Source organism: Oceanobacillus sp. FSL W8-0428, from assembly GCF_038004405.1.
Taxonomy (GTDB): domain Bacteria; phylum Bacillota; class Bacilli; order Bacillales; family Amphibacillaceae; genus Oceanobacillus; species Oceanobacillus sojae.
Genome location: NZ_JBBORB010000001.1, coordinates 2,650,743 through 2,663,879, shown reverse-complemented (window position 1 = coordinate 2,663,879; position 13,137 = coordinate 2,650,743). Strand labels below are relative to the sequence as shown.

Sequence of the window (13,137 nt, the reverse complement as noted above, 5' to 3'; positions counted from 1 at the left end):
CCCCTTTTGAAGCTGAAAAAAATAGCTTCAAAAGGGGGTTAACAGATTATTCTTGAAAATAAGGATTTCCTTGCATTCCTTGCCATAATTCACTTTGTTCTATTTCATAAGCAAGCTGCAATAGACGATGTTCCTCACCTTTTCCCGCCATTATCTGGACACCGATTGGCAATCCATCCTCAGTCAGATGTAGCGGCAGAGAAATCGCAGGCTGTCCTGTTAAATTAGCAAGCTGCGTAAATGGTGTGTACGTTAAGCTTGGTAAAAACATGTCATAAATAATACTCAGCTTCTCTTTTTCTACAGCCATTCTTTCTTTAAACTCCTGCTCCATTTTTTCTGTCATCGTCAGCTCTCCAACTTTCGGCGCTTGGAAAGCTGTTGCCGGAGAAATATAAAAATCATACGTCTGATGAAAAATAGACATGATTTCAGCTGCTCGGTCCCATGATGCCAGGCTGTCAGAGTAATCTGCAGCTGAAACGGATTTCCCAGCTTGATGAAGCAGCCAGGATTCTATTTCCATATCTTCTGCAGTTAAAGGTGCTCGCATTGCTTTCTCCAGTTCTTGAATGACAGCATTCATTTCGCCGCTGTTCATGACATAGTAATCACGCATTAACTGGATACCGTCAATTGATGTTTGTTTTTCTTCCACAATATGCCCATCCTGTTCCAGGTTACGGACAAATTGCTGCACCGCTTTTTTCGCATCCTCTGAAACAGGGGTTCCTACCGGCGATTCTGTGCTAAAGGCAATCCGCAGCTGTTTAGGAAGTTTTTCAGACATAGTATTTCGATAACCTTTTTCATATAATGGTGCCTGAAAAGCGGCATGTGGTTCAACAACCTGTAATTGATCCAGCATTGCAGCGCAATCCCGTACGGTTTTGGTTAATACAAAATTAATGGATGCTCCCTGCCACTGTCTGCCAGCTCCGGGTCCTACCGGTGTTCTTCCCCTTGTCGGCTTTAATCCGACTAACCCACTGAAGGATGCAGGTATCCTGATAGATCCGCCTCCATCACTCGCTCCTGCAATTGGAATAACTCCAGAGGCTACTGCAGCTGCAGCCCCTCCGCTTGAGCCTCCAGGAGAACAGGATTGGTCCCAAGGGTTTCTTGTCGGCCCATACAGCTTTGGTTCGGTAATATTTTTCAAGCCAAACTCAGGACTATTTGTATGCCCCATAAATAAAAATCCTGCATCCCGAAATTTTTTCACAAAATAATTATCATGCTTTTCCACATGATTCTGTAAAAGCTTTGAGCCAGAGGTTAATTTTTCACCTTCGATAGATTGAGATATATTTTTCATCAAAATAGGCACACCTGAAAATGCTACGTGCTGAACAGGAAATTGATTTGCTTCTTTTTTGGCTGCTTCTTCCCGATGATGTGTAATCATATTTAATTGCGGATTAACTTGATGCAGCTGTTTAAAAGCAATATTCATTAACTCAGATGGGTGGACCTCCTTACGTTGAATAAGCTCTGCCAAACCGGTTGCATCATAGTTTTTATATTCACGAAACTGCACCTTCTCACTCCTTTTACAGTTAACTCTATTTCACCAGTTGGCTGATTAAACAGGCAGCTGGTGAGTGTCTTTTATGCTTCCTTTGTAAGAATTGGTGTTGTCAGTCCATCCACACCAACAAGACTCAGAATAAATAAGAAATGCTTTTGGACAGCAAGATAAGCATCCTCTGGATCGAACCATTCTTTTAACGTATGTGTGCCGCCTGCTTTCCCGCCTAAACCGGAAGTAACAGCAGGAATGCCTAAACTCATCGGGTAGTTTGCATCTGTACTGACTGGCTCGCCATATACTGGTTCCTTCCCTACACCTTTAATCGCTTCAGCAAGCGCTTGAACAATAGGCGCCTCTTTACTTTGTGATGCCGGGGGACGGTTTCCAAATTTTTTAACCTCTACAGTCATAGAGTCTTTGCCCCAGCGCTCATTCTCCTTCTGACATGCTTCTTCCACAATGGCTAGGAATTTTTTATCAAGCTCTATTAATTCTTCCATAGAGTTAGAACGAAGATCGACCTCCATCGATGCTTGCTCAGAAATTGCATTTACAGATGAACCGCCTTCAATTGGTCCAACGGAGAAGGTTGTTTTCGGATCTGTCTTTGTTTCCAAATCTGCGATTGCCGCAATTGCTCTGCCCAGGGCATGCGTTGCACTTGGTGTTCCAAAATCACCAAAGCTGTGCCCGCCTTTTCCTTGAAAAGTAATACGATACCGGAAGCTGCCTGTCCCCAAATATATCATCGTCTCTAAATTAGAACCGTCAACGGAAATATAGCCGTCTGCTTTATTTTCTTTAAAATATGCCTTCACCCCACGCAGATCTCCAGCCCCTTCTTCACCGACTGTTCCGCCGATAATAATATCACCAACTGTTTTTACATTGGAATCCTGCAATGCCCTGATAACAGCTAACACCTCTGCTAACCCTCTTGTATCATCTCCGATACCTGGTGCATGAAGCTTGCCTTCTTTTTCTATGACAGTTGTATCTGTCCCTTCTGGAAAAACGGTATCCAGATGTGCAGAAACAACCAGTATCGGTCCATCTCCTGTTCCGCTTCTTTTTCCAAAGACGTTTCCCTCTTCGTCAATATGTACATCTTCTAAATCATAATCTTCTAATAATTTTTTATATGCTTCCGCCCGTTTCTCTTCCTTAAAGGGTGGAGCAGGAATTTCTGTCAGCATTTTCTGCTGCTCGATGGTAAGACTGTCTTCTTCCTTAATTTGCTCCAATGCCTTTTGGACATTTTCATCTGCTTGAATCTTTTTCATTTGTTCTGAAATAGTCATGAGCTTCTCCTCCAATAATTTCATATACTTTTTAATTTATTGAACAAAACTTATCTAACTCCATTTTAGCGTATTTACAGTATAAACGATACAGTTATAATCTCCTAAGAAAGGTTCAGATATGATGCTGCTTTTACTTATAACTTAAAAATCTGTAGACAGCAGTGAAAAATTCAGCCTTGCTGGAGTGAGTACTTTACTGTCTTCAGATACAGGGCTGAATGCCTTAAATAATGTTTTTTATCTGATAAATAGGGCACCCTTTAAACATAACTATGCTTTTTAAACAACCATTTTTTATCTGCTAAAAGCATGCTTCAACATAGATGGGAGATGAAATAATGAATAAACGTTTAATTGACTGGCCTACTTTTATATTTGCACTAGTTATCCTGTTTAGTGTTGTTATTCCTTTAACTTTATTTCCGGAAGCTGGCGCAGCTGTCATTAATCAGGCAAATGAATTTATTACAGGAAATTTTGGTATTCTATACTTATTATTAGGGCTGGGCGCTCTTATCTTTTTACTGTATGTGTCTTTTAGTAAAAACGGTAATATCAAACTTGGTGCAAGAAATACCAAAAAAGAGTTCGGAACATTTTCATGGGCCGCCATGCTTTTCTCAGCAGGTATCGGATCCAGTATTTTATATTGGGGAATGATCGAATGGGCGTACTATTATCAGGGACCTCCATTTGGCATTACGCCTGAATCCGAAGAAGCCATTAATTGGGCAGCGAGTTATGGAATGTTTCACTGGGGGCCAATTGCATGGGCATTATATACATTACCTGCACTGCCGATTGCTTACTTTTACTATGTCCGGAAAAAGCCTATCCTTAAAATTAGCGAAGCCTCCAGACCGGTAATTGGAAAATATGCGGATGGGCCGCTTGGTACTTTAATTGACGTCTTATTTATTTTTGGTTTGCTTGGCGGGGCAGGAACAACATTGGCATTAGGAACTCCGATGATTGCAGAAGGAGTTAATCATGTCACCGGAATTCCTGTATCTCTGGGAATGCAGGCTATCATTATGCTCATTTGTACAGCCATTTTTGCAGCTAGCTCTTATTCTGGAATTAACAGAGGGATTAAAGTGCTCAGCGATCTAAACATATGGCTTGTCCTTTTTCTATTAGTTTTTGTATTTATCTTTGGACCAACCTTATTTATCAGTGAAATGACTTTCACAAGTCTTGGCCGAATCGTTAATAATATTTTTACAATGGCTACCTGGCTTGAGCCGCTTGCTTCTATACCGGGATATGAAGCGACGAATTTCCCTGAAACCTGGACAATCTTCTATTGGGCCTGGTGGGTCGTCTACGCCCCATTTGTCGGGCTTTTTGTTGCAAGAATCTCGCGGGGGAGAACTATCAAAGAAATGACGCTGGATACATTAATTTATGGAACACTCGGCTGTGTACTGTTCTTTGGAATTTTAGGAAACTATGGCCTTTATCTGCAGCTGTCGCAATCATTTGATGTTATTGGCTTTATGAACGAGTATGGCGCATCAGCTGCGATTATAGCTATTTTGGATCAGCTGCCGATTTCCTGGTTTATTATTCCAATGTTCACGGTGCTTGCAATTATTTTTCTGGCAACAACCTTTGACTCTGCTTCCTATATTTTGGCAGCCGTTGCTCAAAAAAGACTTATCGGCGGCGAGCCGCTCCGCTGGCATCGAATTTTCTGGGCATTTACGTTAATGATTTTACCCATGGTGCTCATGTTTATCGGTGGACTGGAGACATTACAAACTGCCAGTATTGTTGCCGGTTTCCCGGTCATTTTTATTATGATCTTGCTGGCATGGTCATTTATGCGGGCTTCTACAGAAGATTTAAATAAGCAAAGAGATGCAAGAAAATCGAACTCGATTACAATTGATAATATTGATAATATTGATCGTTAATTTTATTGCAATATAACTGGCTGCAACTTCACTTTATTTACATTTTACGAAAAATAAAAACGCACCTGTGCTTCAGAGCTTCTGCCCTCACAAGTGCGTTTCTTCTATCCATTTATTCTTTTTAGCAATTATTTTAATTCTTCTACAGCCTGCTCGACCTGAGCTTTAGGCTCTTTCCAGACCATCGCCACAGCAATACCCGCCATGAGTACCATTGCTGCAAAATAATATGGGTAGTTTAAATTTATATCAAATAAAATCCCGCCGACAATTGGTCCAAATACATTTCCGATACTGGTAAACATGGAGTTCATACCGCCTACGAATCCTTGTTCATTTCCAGCTACTCTGGACAGATAAGAAGTAACAGCCGGTCTTAATAAATCAAAACCGATAAAAACAACAATTGTTACAAATAAAATCATTGCATAGCTTTCTACAACTGTCATTGTTGTTACAAGAATGGCAGAGAAAATCAGACAATAACGAATCAGACGAATTTCTCCCCATTTATTTGTCAATCTGCCAAACAGAGCAACTTGGGCAATTGTTCCAACAATTGCTCCTCCAGTAATAATAATCGCAATATCCTTTGGCGTAAATGCAAATTTATGATCCACAAACAAAGAAAATAACGATTCAAATGAAGATAAACCGAATGCTGTTATAAATATAACAATGAACGCGATAAAGTACATTGGAACAAAAATTCTTCCCAAGCCGGGCTTTCTCGCTCCAACTTCTTCTTTTTGTTCCTCATGATTTCTTTCTGGTTCGCGTAATGTAATCGTTGATAGAATCGCAGTAAATAACGCTAAACCTGCTGCTGCGAAAAATGGAATTCTTGGGCCTATTTCTGCCAGTAATCCGCCAAGTCCAGGACCGATAATAAATCCTGTATTAATCGCTGCTGACATATATCCTAACGCTTTCGGTCTGGACTCAAGTGTAGTGATATCTGCAATAAATGCTGTAACTGCAGGCATTATAAAAGCAGCACTCACTCCACCTAAGATTCTGGAAATAAATAAGATTTCTACGGTATTCCCAATAGCGAATAAAAACTCACTAAAACTAAAAATTAAGAGTCCGATAACGATCATGCGTTTACGTCCAAACACATCAACCCATCTTCCAGACAGCGGTGAAACAACAAGCTGCGCAACTGCAAAAGCTGCTACCAAATAACCTACAACGGAACCGGATAAATTCATCTCGTTCATAATAGTAGGTAAAACTGGAATAACCAGCCCAATACCTAAAAATGCAATAAACAAATTCATCAGCAAGATAGACAGCGTCATATTTTGTTTTTTCATAATTCATTTCTCCTTAACTATAAATTTCATTTAAAACCTCCCTCAGGAATCTGATACATCATATCATAACTTTTTCATTTCAGATATACTTTTGCTCAAAATTTTTATACCTATTTTTATTATTATTTTCACCTGCATACAAAATGCATGTTAATAAACGAATAGCTAAAAAAGCCTTTTGTCATGGCGATATTCCTATTATTTCAGGATGCATAAAAAAAGATTGCATCGGTTAATCATGCAATCTTTTCCTGAAAAATTTTTATTAAAATTTGTGTTCAAAAAGTACGATGAAAAGGACCAGTCGGCTAAGACCGTAACATCGTGTTACACCGCCGACACTAGCACGTCCTGTGCGTCGAAAGTTCAAGGCGACGAGCTACTTCCACAGGATGTGGTGACTTCTGCGTTGTCCACACGACGTGGGCGTTTTTAGTAGAAGATCCTCTTATCGCCGTGTCATTTTTGTTGGACTTTTTGAACATCCTCTTAAAATTCTACTTTTACCCAGCCGCGCAGACTATTAACCAGCCACACCTCTTCAAAGGATGGGATGTCTTTCTTCCAGATGATTTTCTCTTTTATTTTTCCATACTCCAGCAGTTCTTCTCTGTAAGTTCCGGCAAGCAATCCAGAAGAAATCGGAGGTGTATAGTATTCCCCGTGCAGTTTAACGACTAAGTTACCAATCGTAAACTCCGTCAGCTGCTCTTCCTCATTCCATAAAAGAACATCAAATGATGTACTGTCCTGCTCGCGAAAGTCATTATAATTCTGGCGATTGGTTGTTTTATAATAATAAAATATATCCTTACGATTAATGGGAGATGATGCCAAACTAACTCGCCTCACAGCATTTGATTCTTCTGAAAGTGCTGTGAACGCTATATCTATCTTTCCGTCTTGCTCCAACAACAGACGGATGCGGTGTGTTCCAGAATATTTTTTCATTTGTTCCTTCAGCTGCTGTTTTATTTTTCCAATCGAATAAGGATACTGAAACTGATTGGCTGCCCGCTCAAGTCTGGCCAGATGCCTGCTCAGACGGTGAATCTGTGTTCCATCATATTTCATTGTTTCTAAAAGCTGAAATGAAGATGCGCTTCCTTTTAAAATCGCTGCTTTTGCCCATGCTTCTTCATATTCTGCTTCTGTCTCTGAATCCCATGTAATACCTCCGCCTACCCCATAGACAGCTTTTTTTCCATTCTTCATCCATGCAGTCCGAATGGCAACATTAAACAATGATTCCTGGTCTGGCGTGATAAAACCGATACTTCCGCAGTAAATCTCTCTAGGGAAATCCTCCAGCTGTTTAATAATACTCATTGTACTTTGCTTTGGAGCACCGGTGATAGAACCGCAGGGAAATAATGCTTTAAAAATATCAAAGCTGCTGAGGCTTTCTTTTAATTCTGCCATAACCGTTGATGTCATTTGATATACGGTAGGATATTCCTCGATTTCAAACAGCTTTGGAACCTGGACAGAACCCGGTACAGCAATTTTAGATAAATCATTCCGCAGCAGATCGACAATCATTAAATTTTCTGCCCGATCCTTTTCTGATTCAGAAAGCATTCTTTTATTTTGGATATCTTCTTCTGGTGTCTGTCCCCGTTTTATAGTCCCTTTCATCGGCTTAGTGCGGATAGACTGCTTTCTTCGTTCAAAAAACAGTTCCGGGGAAGCTGATATAATTTGATAATTGCCAATTTGTAAATGTGCACAGTAATTTGCTTGCTGGGCACCCGATAATTGTTCATATAATAAATCCGCATCCACTGGTCTATCTGCCTTCATTCGGACAGTGTAATTCACCTGATATGTATCTCCTTCAGCAATGGCAGCTTTTATGGATTTGATATTTTGCTGATACTGCTGCTTCTCTGTTGTCATCTGCCAATTTACAGGAGGATAAGCTCGATTGGCTGCCGGCTTCACACTTTCCAGCTCCATTCGCTTAAAAACACCCATAATGATAAGAGGCAGGCTGCCTTTTCTATGTGTCATAAGATTTTTATCGAAAGCAGCTGCAGCTTCATAGGAAATATAACCAGCCAGATAAAAGCCCCTTTGCTGATAGATTTCCATTTGTTCAAATACTTGACCGACCTCGGCATGTGTATTTGCAATTAAAATTTCTGCCGGATTTTCAAAAATACGACGTACGCCTGCTTCCTCTTCAAAAGAAAAATCAAAAATCATTTTTGTATTATCCATCATTTTGCAGCTCTCCTGCCCCTTTATATTGCATCAGGAAATTATTTAACAGCGCATAGCCGTGTTCTGTACATACAGACTCAGGATGAAATTGGATTCCTTCAATTGGATACGTTTTATGACGGATGCCCATTATTGTTCCATCCTCTGTTGTTGCAGTGACAATAAGGGTATCCGGTACCGTATCCGGCTGAATGCTTAAGGAATGATATCTTGTTACAGTAAAGTTTTCAGGAAGCTGTGAAAATACACCATTCTGATCGTTCAGAATACGAGATTGCTTCCCATGAACAGGAGCATTTTTTATCACTTCTGCACCAAAGGCATGTCCAATCGCCTGATGACCAAGGCAAATACCAAGAATAGGGATCTTACTCTTAAACTGATCAATGACTTTTAAGGTTATACCGGCTTCCTGAGGTGAATGAGGCCCCGGCGACAGGATAATGGATTCAGGCTTCCACTGGTTAATTTCTTCTATGGTCAGCTGATCATTATATTTCACAACAACCTTCTCACCTAAATTCTCCAGATAATGTACAATATTGTAGGTAAATGAATCATAGTTATCAATCATTAACAGCATTTTTCTGCCCGCCTTATCCGTAAAATTTTATCCTTCTTAACATGCTGAGAGTGAGAAGTTTACCTATCTTCCTCATCCATCGGCTCCCATTTGTCCTTGAACGCCTGAATAATATGAAGTAATTCATTTTTTCCTTTAATCTCATAATGTTCTTCATGATCATTCATATCAAGATTCCCCTCTTTGTCAACTGTCATCGTATAGCTTTCTTTGGAGCCCTGGAAAAGAACCAGATACCCCGTGCTGACAAATTCATCACCTTTTTTGAGCTCCATCGATTCAGAAGCTTCTAATATCTTATTAATATCATCTTTTTCAGTCAGCGAAATTGCTTTTGGTTTTCCTGTTGGATTTACTTCATATATCATAATTTCTTTAATTTCATTAGCTTCATTTATATTAGAAGGTAACACCTGTGCAAATAGTTTATTGTCTCCCTCAAATTTTCCGACGAAGAAAAACACTCCCACTGCAATCAGCAATGAAATAATAAGTATTTTTTTCATGCTTACTTCCACCTTTTCCTGCTATTAATTAATTGTCTGTTTTCATTATTAATATAATGAAACGTTTTGTCCATCAAGAAGGTCACTGAATTTACACTGGATAATAAAAGAGCAGGAGCAAATAGCTGCTCCTGCGCCCTTCTCTACTTCTCAATTATATTGTTATTTTTAATTTCGTAAACATGATCCGCTACGTTTTCGACAAAGGCAGCATCATGTGATACAAAAATAATCGTTCCCGGATACCCTTCAAAAAAAGATTCCAATGCTTTCGTTGTCTGGATATCCAAAAAGTTCGTTGGTTCATCTAATAATAATACATGATAGGAGCCGAGAAATAATTGGCACAGCTGCAGCCGGATAGCCTCACCGCCGCTTAAATAACGAAGCTTTTTATAAATATCATTTCCTTTAAAATACATAGAATGAAGAACACTGCGTAAAAAGCCTTCCTCGTAATCAGTCGTTTTCTTCAAACTGTTTAGTACCGTTTCATTCGACTTTTCCTGATAAGCAAGCTGTTCAAAGAATCCAAATTCCACTTTAGGAGAAATCTCCATCCCTTCCCGGCGATGATAAATCGCCTGAAGCAAGGTGCTTTTTCCAGAACCGTTTGCTCCAGTTATTGCAATTTTTTTGCCTAATGGAAATTGAAAACGAACTTTCTCTAAAAGAGTCTTCTCACCAGCCTTCAAGGTCAGCTGATTTCCCATTACGGGAAAGGAATGATGCAGCTCTAACGCCTTAGAGCGATGAAACGTGATTGGCCGTTCATGCTGTACAGCATCAACCTTTTCCATTTGCTCCAGCCGTTTCTCCATTGCTTTGGCACTTTTTTGCATCGATTTTTGTGAAGCATCCTTAGGCTTTGTAGCAAACATCCGATTTACACCCTGCTTTTTTCGGGCATTTGCTTTCTCACCTTTCATCATTTTCGCAGCCTTTTGCATTTTATCCTGCGCTGCTGCTTCTAAACGGGATTTTTCCTTCAGATATTGTTCATGTGCGTCCTGCTGCTGACGTTCTTCTAATATTTTTTGCTCTTCATAATCGGTATAGTTCCCTGAATAAACATGAATCTTTCCATCTCGTATTTCCCAAATTGTTGTGACCAGCTGATCCAGAAGTTTACGGTCATGACTGATTAAAACAAGCGTCCCGTAATAATTTTCCAGTTCTCTGCGCAAGTATCGTATTCCCTGCTGATCAAGATGCGTTGTTGGTTCATCAATCAACAATGCTTCGTTATAATCTGCCAAGAGCTGTGCAATTTTTATTTTGGTCTGCTCTCCTCCACTGATGCCTTCTTCTAAATCTGGCACCTGAAGCTTTCCTAAAACCTTTGGATCTGCTGCTTCTCCGCCAGGTGTTTCCATTTGCTTTAAATAAGCAAAGTCCGCATGCCGGTGAATTCTTCCTTTTGCCGGTTCTAATTCACCGGCCAGCAAACGGAGCAGACTTGTTTTCCCTGATCCATTCGGACCGACAATTCCAATCCGGTCCATAAAATGAATTGCTAAACGGTCGATGGAAAGGATTTCTCTGTCTAAATACGTTAATTCTACATCTTTTATTTCAAATTGAATGTTTTGCATTTTTGCTACCTCCGAGATTTTGAATTTCTCGTATCGATAGCCTGAAACTGTATCGATACGAGCTTGTGTTTTCTTATAACAAGCCCGTATCTATTAAAAGAACAATAGCATCTGCATAAAAAATCTCCCCTCACTTTTATTTTTTTCAGAACGAATGCCCTGCTTCCCACTTTTAAGAAATAGAAGTTTTCGTTATATCTGTATTGAAATTGAAAAAAAGAACAGCAAATGGTCTGCTGTCCTTTTCACATACTGCATTCAGGAAAAAGATATACCTTATGTATACCTTTATTATAATAGCTGAAAAAAGACAGACGACTCCTATTTCTCTGCAGGCGCAAAAAGCACAGGCAGAGCTTGAACATATTATCAAATTAGTTGTTCAAGTCTAGGAATCGAAATCTCATCTCAGCACATTTTCCCTTCCGTTCTAAGTTTACTTTTTCATTATAAGACAGTTTGAAGGAATACGTCAAATGGTTCTCTTTTCCAGAAAACAAGTATTTTTACAGTTCAATCATCGGACCTGGTTTATTCTGTTTAGCAGCCTCTTCTTCATAAGAATGTGCACTATACGGAACGCCAATATCGCGGGCAACTGCTTCATCATAGGAAACGAGGTCATCCTTTTTCACCTCTGACAAGGCGGTTTTCCCCATAATCCGGATACCTTCTTCCATTTCTTTTGTGGAAGCATTGATAAAATTAACTAAAGCCTTCGTCCCTTCCTGTCTATTAAAATCATCCTTATATTTTCCGTCATACCAGACAACCTGCGTAGGCGGTTCAAAGGGAACAGCCTTTAAAACCTGCTTATGAGACAGGGTAAATAAGACAACGGATCCTAAATAAACAGCATCAGCGCCTAATGCAATTGCTTTTAAAAATTGACCTGCATTGAACATACCACCTGAAATAACCAGACTGACATCCTCTCTCGCCTTCCGTTTTAGCAAATGCTGATGAGCGCGCTGTAAGCCATGAATAGTCGGGATTCCAAAATCCTCTGATAAGATCGGCGGTGCTCCATGTGTTGCTGCCTGCGCTCCGTCCACAGCAATATAATCTACACCGATTTCTAACAGAGCATCTATGTCCTCTTCAATTTTGCCGCCTGCGCCAATCTTCGCTCCGATTGGAACGCCGTCTGTCATATCTCTTAGCTCCTGGACAAGATTTTTAAAATCCTCTAATGTTTGATTCTCAAAGAAATGATTATGAATAATCGCTTCTTCTCCATCATCCAAATTTAATACCTTCCGAATATCGCCCTGCAGCTCATCAGCCGGGATAACAACACCTGAGCTCATTAAAGTTCCTTGTCCAAATTTTATTTCAATCATGGAAGCTTTCTTAATCAGCTCTTTTTCCTTCGACCAGCTTGTCTTCGAAAATTGCAGTATATAATTATCTGTGCCGTCAATTTCTTCTTCCATTACCCCGCCCTCACCGGAATTAAGCGCAGTACCAAGCTGGTTCACCGCATCAACCAGCGCCAGTCTTACTTCTTTACTTAATGCAATGCCATATGCCATTCCGCTGATCATTAATGGGATATCTAATTTCATCGGTTTCTTGGCTTTTGGACCGATCGTTACTTTCATATCTATTTGCTCCGTGTACTCCGTTGGAAATTTAGCTACTTGAGCCGGTATAAAGGTCAGCTTTTCAAAATCGGGCCATGTTTTTGCAGATCCAAGCGGCCGATGCAGGACATCTCCAGATTCTGCCCGCAGATTATTCTCAAAGGTTCGTTGGAATCCCATATGTTTAAAGCCTGTTACCATTTCAAATATATTCTCCTGATAACGGTCCTCCATCAGAATTTTTCCAAATTTATTAACCATCCTCTTTATCAGATGCCGTCGCATGATAAAAAGCAGCAGCCAGCTTACTAAAAACAGAATCAGCAGAATAAGAATAATTATGTCAAGCATCGTCTGTACACTCCTTTACACCTTACTTTCTGGATTGTCATTTTGTACCTTCTGTCTTCTTTCTTTCTTCCATATAGGGTCTGTCGATTCATGATACTTCCGGTTAATCCAATAAATTGTGATAGGAACAACAATAGCTAATATTAGGCCAATTATCGCCTGTATAGAAATTCTATTTTCGATAAAATTCATCCACATCATTCTTTTTCACCTG

10 protein-coding genes are annotated in these 13,137 nt (G+C 39.9%); 1 reads left to right on the top strand and 9 read right to left on the bottom strand.

What is annotated here, in order from left to right; genetic code table 11:
- Window positions 1-46 precede the first annotated feature (46 nt).
- Together MKY30_RS12590 and MKY30_RS12585 are read right to left on the bottom strand one after the other, a co-directional pair.
- Entirely contained in the window at window positions 47-1,540 is a 1,494-nt protein-coding gene (locus MKY30_RS12590) for an amidase (RefSeq protein WP_341084114.1), read from the bottom strand.
- A gap of 71 nt (window positions 1,541-1,611) precedes the next feature.
- On the bottom strand, window positions 1,612-2,835 hold the full coding sequence (locus tag MKY30_RS12585) for a M20/M25/M40 family metallo-hydrolase (protein ID WP_341084112.1): 1,224 nt from the start codon (window positions 2,833-2,835) through the stop codon (window positions 1,612-1,614).
- Between the two features lie 341 nt (window positions 2,836-3,176).
- Between MKY30_RS12585 and MKY30_RS12580 the strand changes: the two genes are divergently transcribed.
- Window positions 3,177-4,757, top strand: coding sequence for a BCCT family transporter (locus tag MKY30_RS12580; protein WP_341084111.1), 1,581 nt, complete (start codon window positions 3,177-3,179; stop codon window positions 4,755-4,757).
- A gap of 128 nt (window positions 4,758-4,885) precedes the next feature.
- On the opposite strand, the gene MKY30_RS12575 is transcribed toward MKY30_RS12580, so the two are convergent.
- From MKY30_RS12575 to MKY30_RS12545, 7 genes are all read right to left on the bottom strand, one after another.
- The gene (locus MKY30_RS12575) at window positions 4,886-6,076 is read right to left on the bottom strand and encodes an MFS transporter (protein ID WP_147212194.1); all 1,191 of its coding nucleotides are present in this window, start codon (window positions 6,074-6,076) and stop codon (window positions 4,886-4,888) included.
- 489 nt (window positions 6,077-6,565) lie between these two features.
- On the bottom strand, window positions 6,566-8,302 hold the full coding sequence (pabB, locus tag MKY30_RS12570) for an aminodeoxychorismate synthase component I (protein WP_339285024.1): 1,737 nt from the start codon (window positions 8,300-8,302) through the stop codon (window positions 6,566-6,568).
- The gene (locus MKY30_RS12565) at window positions 8,292-8,885 is read right to left on the bottom strand and encodes a glutamine amidotransferase-related protein (protein WP_156988088.1); all 594 of its coding nucleotides are present in this window, start codon (window positions 8,883-8,885) and stop codon (window positions 8,292-8,294) included. Before MKY30_RS12565 ends, pabB begins: the two co-directional genes overlap by 11 nt.
- Window positions 8,886-8,944: 59 nt before the next feature.
- The gene (locus MKY30_RS12560) at window positions 8,945-9,391 is read right to left on the bottom strand and encodes a hypothetical protein (protein ID WP_341084108.1); all 447 of its coding nucleotides are present in this window, start codon (window positions 9,389-9,391) and stop codon (window positions 8,945-8,947) included.
- Window positions 9,392-9,534: 143 nt separating this feature from the next.
- Complete coding sequence (locus MKY30_RS12555; RefSeq protein ID WP_341084106.1) at window positions 9,535-10,986, bottom strand: Msr family ABC-F type ribosomal protection protein; 1,452 nt, start codon at window positions 10,984-10,986, stop codon at window positions 9,535-9,537.
- Between the two features lie 506 nt (window positions 10,987-11,492).
- A complete protein-coding gene (locus MKY30_RS12550; RefSeq protein WP_341084103.1) occupies window positions 11,493-12,923 on the bottom strand; it encodes an FMN-binding glutamate synthase family protein in 1,431 nt (476 codons plus the stop codon).
- Between the two features lie 15 nt (window positions 12,924-12,938).
- Window positions 12,939-13,124, bottom strand: coding sequence for a hypothetical protein (locus MKY30_RS12545; RefSeq protein WP_246145250.1), 186 nt, complete (start codon window positions 13,122-13,124; stop codon window positions 12,939-12,941).
- Window positions 13,125-13,137: the final 13 nt, after the last annotated feature.

What these genes read in the sequence shown, in the direction of transcription:
- MKY30_RS12585 (WP_341084112.1), bottom strand. Translation starts at nt 2,835, where the DNA reads ATGACTATTTCAGAACAAATGAAAAAGATTCAAGCAGATGAAAATGTC.
- MKY30_RS12580 (WP_341084111.1), top strand. Translation starts at nt 3,177, where the DNA reads ATGAATAAACGTTTAATTGACTGGCCTACTTTTATATTTGCACTAGTT.
- MKY30_RS12575 (WP_147212194.1), bottom strand. Translation starts at nt 6,076, where the DNA reads ATGAAAAAACAAAATATGACGCTGTCTATCTTGCTGATGAATTTGTTT.
- pabB (WP_339285024.1), bottom strand. Translation starts at nt 8,302, where the DNA reads ATGATGGATAATACAAAAATGATTTTTGATTTTTCTTTTGAAGAGGAA.
- MKY30_RS12565 (WP_156988088.1), bottom strand. Translation starts at nt 8,885, where the DNA reads ATGCTGTTAATGATTGATAACTATGATTCATTTACCTACAATATTGTA.
- MKY30_RS12560 (WP_341084108.1), bottom strand. Translation starts at nt 9,391, where the DNA reads ATGAAAAAAATACTTATTATTTCATTGCTGATTGCAGTGGGAGTGTTT.
- MKY30_RS12555 (WP_341084106.1), bottom strand. Translation starts at nt 10,986, where the DNA reads ATGCAAAACATTCAATTTGAAATAAAAGATGTAGAATTAACGTATTTA.
- MKY30_RS12550 (WP_341084103.1), bottom strand. Translation starts at nt 12,923, where the DNA reads ATGCTTGACATAATTATTCTTATTCTGCTGATTCTGTTTTTAGTAAGC.
- MKY30_RS12545 (WP_246145250.1), bottom strand. Translation starts at nt 13,124, where the DNA reads ATGATGTGGATGAATTTTATCGAAAATAGAATTTCTATACAGGCGATA.